The following is a 4,462-nucleotide window of genomic DNA, read 5'->3' on the forward strand; positions in this document are numbered from 1 at the left end:
CCGGCCCTGGCCCCCGCACCGGCCCCGGTGGACCGCGCTCCGGCTTCGGGCCTCGCTCCGGCTTCGGCCCCCGCACCGGCCCCGGTGGCCCTCGCTCCGGCGCGGGCCCTCGCACCGGCCCCAGCCCTCGCACCGGCCCCAGCCCTCGCACCGGCCCCGGCCCTCGCTCCGGCCCCGGCCCTCGCACCGGCCCCGGCCCTCGCTCCGGCTTCGGACCGCGCACCCGCCCGGGCGGAAAGCCTCGGGGTGGCCCCGGCCCGCGCGGCGGCGGCCGGCCACCGCGGCGCGGCTAGCCGCACGATGCCGCGCTAGGATCTCGTCGTGCCCATCTACGAATACGTCTGCGAGGAGTGCGGGCGCCTCACCGAGGTGATGCAGCGGATGTCGGACCCCGCGCCGGCGGCCTGCCCCGAGTGCGGGGCGCCGAAGCTCGCGCGGCTCATCTCGCGCACGAGCTTCCAGCTCAAGGGCGGCGGCTGGTACTCGGATCTCTACGCGTCGCCCAAGACCAAGCCGGAGGCGCCGACCGGGACCGGCCCGAAGCCGGAGGGCGCCCAGGCGGCCCCCGCCGCCAAGACGGACGCGGGAAGCGCCGCCGCGCCCGCGAAGCCCGTCGCGAAGAAGGACAGCGCCTGAGGAAGAGATCACCGGACCGCGACACGCGCCGGCTGCGAGCGCGACGACGGCACCTCTCGCGACGGTCCGGAGTCTTCACGGCGTCCGGGGGCGCACCCGCGGACCCCGTGCGCCGCTACGCCTTCGGCTTGGGCGCGGGCTTGCCCTTCTCGAAGACCACGCCGTCGCCGAACTTCGCGACGATCTGCTTCTTCGTCTTCAGGCCCGTCATGTCGATGACGAAGTTGGGGACGCGCCGCGCGCGCCGATCGGCAGCCCAGCGGGTGATCTCTCCGCGCGGGCGCGACGACGCGCCGTTCACGGAGCGGCGACGGCGGCCCCTGCCGCCCTTGCGCGCGACCTCCGCCTCGAGCTCGGCCTCGAGCCGGGACGCGGCCATCTCCGCTACGGCGCGCGCGATCGCGGCGGATGCGCGCTTCACGACGGGCTCCATCGCCGCGCGAACTGCGGCGTCGAGCGAGGTCTGGGCGGGCGGGCGGGCCATCGGGCGTCTCCTGTCGGGATCGATTGCGCAGTTTGCTCACCGCGCAAAATCGAGCTTTGGCCGGCATTATAGACCCCCGGTCATGCGCCCAATCCATTTTTCTGCTAGGTTCCGCGGCGCCATCGGCCCTCTGGCGAAACGGTAGACGCGCTCGACTCAAAATCGAGTGGGGTGATCCCCCGTCCCGGTTCGAGTCCGGGGAGGGCCATTCGCGGGGCCCCGCGCGCCCGCGTTTTCCCTTGCCGCAGGGGCGCGGCCACGTGTATCCGTACCCCGCACCTCCACCGGGAACGTCATGTACAACCTCCTCATCAGCCTGGGGATCGGGCTCGTCGTCGGGGCCGCGATCGCGATCGGGACCAGCTTCGGCTGGGCCGCCGCCGTGTTCCCCGCCCTGCTCGCCGCGACCATCGCCTACTTCGTCCTCGCGCGGCGGACGTGGAAGCAGCTCGAGTCCGTCTTCGACGGGATGCAGGCGGACGTCCGCGCCCAGAAGCTCGACAAGGCGGTGCAGACGCTTCAGGGCGGGTTCCGGCTCGCGCCGTGGCAGTTCCTCGTCGCCTCGCAGCTCCACTCGAACATCGGGATCCTGCTCTTCATCCGCCAGGACCTCGACGCCGCCCTCCCCCACCTCGAGAAGAGCTTCTCGCGCAACTGGATCGCGCGCGGGATGCTGGGCGTCGTCCGCTACAAGCGGCGTGACCTCGACGGCATGAAGCGCGTCCTCGAGGACGCGGTGAAGACGAACAAGAAGGAGGGCGTGCTCTGGTCGGCGTACGCCTGGATCCTCGAGGAGCTCGGCCGGCACGAGGACGCGATCGCGGTGCTCGGGCGCGCCGTGCAGGCGAACCCGTCCGACGAGAAGCTGAAGGGCTCCCTCCAGCTGCTCCAGAACGGGAAGAAGCTGAAGCTCGGCAAGGTGTACGGCGAGCAGTGGTTCCAGTTCATGCTGGAGCGCCCGCCGCCTCAGTTCGTGGGCGGCCCGGGCTTCCGCGGCGGCAAGCGCGCCATCTACGGGCGCTGAGCGCGGCGCACGATCCCGGGGGCGTCCTCGTTCGCTGCGCTTGCCCGCCTCGACTCCGGGCTCCTGCGCCTTCGAGGGCGCGACGATCTCTTCTCCTCGCTCCCGACCGGGAGCGTCACACCCCTCAGCTTCCGCCGAAACCCACCGACACGCGCCCGCGCGCGTCGACGATCAGCGGCACCCGGCGATCGCCGCCGGAGAGCTCGAGGAACCGCCTCATCGCGGCGGCGTCCTTCTTCACGTCGAAGTAGGTGAATTCCACACCACGGGCGCCGAGATCCTCACGCGCGGCGCTGGTGTAGGGGCATGAATCCTTGCCGTAGATCTCGACGACGCCGGCCATCTCGCGGTCCTCCGTCGCACAAAATATTCCGGACCGCTCCCGCGCGTGGGCGGAAATTCTTCCCGGCCGTGTGGCGCGGAGGACACGCGCGCCCGGCGGTCGCGCACGAACGCCTCGGGATCGCGCGACCTTCCACGCGCCGGGCGCGCCGCAGGCCCGCGGCACCGCCCTTGCTGTCCTGCGTCGCGTGACCTCTCGCGCCGTCATCACCCTCCCCGGCACCACCCGCCTCTCCCCGCGCAGTCGCCGCGCGCTCAAGATCGCGCTGGCAGCCCTCCTGGGGATACCGTGGATCCCTCTCGCGGCCGCGCTGTACGCTTGGATGCACTGATGGCGGACGAGCCCCGCGAGCTCCCGCCGATCGGGCTGACGCTCGCCGGGGGGGCAGGCGTCACCCGCGCGTCTGCGGCAGGGGTCAGGCCTGCCGTTCTGCTTCGCCCCCACTACATTTGAACGACCCGAACGGACGAACGCCGGCCGTGAAGCCACAGGACCCGAAAGCCGCCGATGTGGGCGAGACCGCGCGCGACCCGCTCGCGCCGCTGCTCGCCGCGATCGACGCCGCCTCGGGCCTGCCCGCGGAGGAGCGGGCGCGTCGCCTCCGCGAGGCGCTCCCGAGCGGCCTCGCGGATCTGGCGGACGCGAACCGCCGGCTCCGCGAGACGACCCACCGCCGCGACGCCCTCCTCGCCTCCGCGGCCGCCGAGCTCCGCTCCGCGGCGGAGCTGCTCGCGGCGGACGCCGCGCAGGCCGACGCGCACCGCGGCGAGATCTCGCGCCTGCGCCGCGTCGCGGACGACCTCGATCGGACGGTGCGCGCGGCGCCGGACGCCCGCCCCGCGCGCCGGCCCCGTCCCTCCGGGACGCGCCCGCGGCTGCTCGTCGTCGACGACGAGGCGGACGCGCGCGAGGTGCTGACCGAGGTGCTCGAGCCGGAGTACGAGGTCCTGCTGGCCGAGGACGGGGAGGTGGCGCTCGAGGTCGCGCGCGCGGAGCACCCGGACGTCGTGCTCATGGATCTGTTCATGCCGCGACTCGACGGGCTCCAGGCGCTCGAGCGGCTGCGCGCGGACACCGCGACGAACGACATCCCCGTCATCTTCGTCTCGGGCCACGGCGACGACGCGGTGAAGGTGCGCAGCCTCGACCTCGGCGCGGTGGATTACCTCCAGAAGCCCTTCTCCGAGCGCGAGCTGCGCGCGCGCGTCGAGCGGACGCTACGGCTCATGCGCAGCCAGACCGCGCTGCGCGAGCTCGCCCAGACGGACGCGCTCACCGGCCTCGCCAACCTCCGCGCGTTCCGCGCGCGCGTGGAGGAGGAGGTGAAGCGCGCGCTCCGCTATCACACGCCGCTCACCTGCGTGATGGCCGACATGGATCAGCTGAAGCCGATCAACGACGAGCTCGGCCACGCCGCCGGCGACCGCGCGATCGCCGCGGTCGCGGCGGTGATCCGCGAGGAGCTGCGCGAGACCGACTTCGGGGCGCGCTACGGCGGCGACGAGTTCGTCATCCTCCTGCCGCACACCTCCGCCGAGGAGGGACGGGTGTTCGCCGAGCGCGCCTGCGCGCGCCTGCGCGAGACCGAGCTCGAGATCGGCGGGAAGCGGATCCACGTGGGCGCGTCGTTCGGGGTGGCCTGCCTGTGTGACGATCTCCGCGAGGACGCCGCGGAGGCCCTCGTCGGCGCAGCGGACTCGGCGCTCTACGCCGCGAAGCGCGAGGGGCGCGGCCGCGTGATCGTGGCGGAGCTGCCCGAGCTCCGTGCAGGGCACGCCGTCCCGAGCGCCGCCGCGGCGGACGCCGGTCAGCAGGCCGCGCATTGATGTCGATCTAACGGGGACTGCGTCCCCGCCCCAGCGGCGAAGCCGCTGGGGCCCCACCCCTGCTCGGCGGGGCCCGTGAACCTGCGCGCCCGCTTTCGCGGGTGCGCGCAGGTTCCCCGCCGGAGGGGCTTCGCCCCTCCCGCGCTTCG

5 protein-coding genes and 1 tRNA gene are annotated in these 4,462 nt (G+C 73.7%); 4 read left to right on the forward strand and 2 right to left on the reverse strand.

Going from position 1 to position 4,462, the window contains the following annotated elements:
- Positions 1–321: 321 nt before the first annotated feature.
- Positions 322–636 carry a zinc ribbon domain-containing protein gene (locus tag MNZ39_RS23330; RefSeq protein WP_242341486.1) on the forward strand — a complete coding sequence of 105 codons (315 nt, stop codon included), beginning with the start codon at positions 322–324 and terminating at the stop codon, positions 634–636.
- Between the two features lie 115 nt (positions 637–751).
- Here MNZ39_RS23330 and MNZ39_RS23335 read toward each other — a convergent pair whose 3' ends face one another.
- Positions 752–1,120 carry a hypothetical protein gene (locus MNZ39_RS23335; protein WP_242341487.1) on the reverse strand — a complete coding sequence of 123 codons (369 nt, stop codon included), beginning with the start codon at positions 1,118–1,120 and terminating at the stop codon, positions 752–754.
- Positions 1,121–1,244: 124 nt separating this feature from the next.
- Between MNZ39_RS23335 and MNZ39_RS23340 the strand changes: the two genes are divergently transcribed.
- Together MNZ39_RS23340 and MNZ39_RS23345 are read left to right on the forward strand one after the other, a co-directional pair.
- Positions 1,245–1,328 (forward strand) — tRNA-Leu (locus tag MNZ39_RS23340).
- 87 nt (positions 1,329–1,415) lie between these two features.
- Positions 1,416–2,144, forward strand: coding sequence for a tetratricopeptide repeat protein (locus tag MNZ39_RS23345; RefSeq protein WP_242341488.1), 729 nt, complete (start codon positions 1,416–1,418; stop codon positions 2,142–2,144).
- 124 nt (positions 2,145–2,268) lie between these two features.
- On the opposite strand, the gene uxx1 is transcribed toward MNZ39_RS23345, so the two are convergent.
- Positions 2,269–2,487 (reverse strand): UXX-star selenoprotein family 1, encoded by a 219-nt coding sequence (gene uxx1, locus MNZ39_RS23350; protein WP_242341489.1) that lies wholly within the window; start codon positions 2,485–2,487, stop codon positions 2,269–2,271.
- 479 nt (positions 2,488–2,966) lie between these two features.
- Here uxx1 and MNZ39_RS23355 point away from each other — a divergent pair, with 479 nt between their 5' ends.
- On the forward strand, positions 2,967–4,313 hold the full coding sequence (locus MNZ39_RS23355) for a diguanylate cyclase (RefSeq protein WP_242341490.1): 1,347 nt from the start codon (positions 2,967–2,969) through the stop codon (positions 4,311–4,313).
- Positions 4,314–4,462: the final 149 nt, after the last annotated feature.

It is taken from the genome of Anaeromyxobacter sp. SG66 (assembly GCF_022690805.1).
Classification (GTDB): Bacteria; Myxococcota; Myxococcia; order Myxococcales; family Anaeromyxobacteraceae; genus Anaeromyxobacter; species Anaeromyxobacter soli.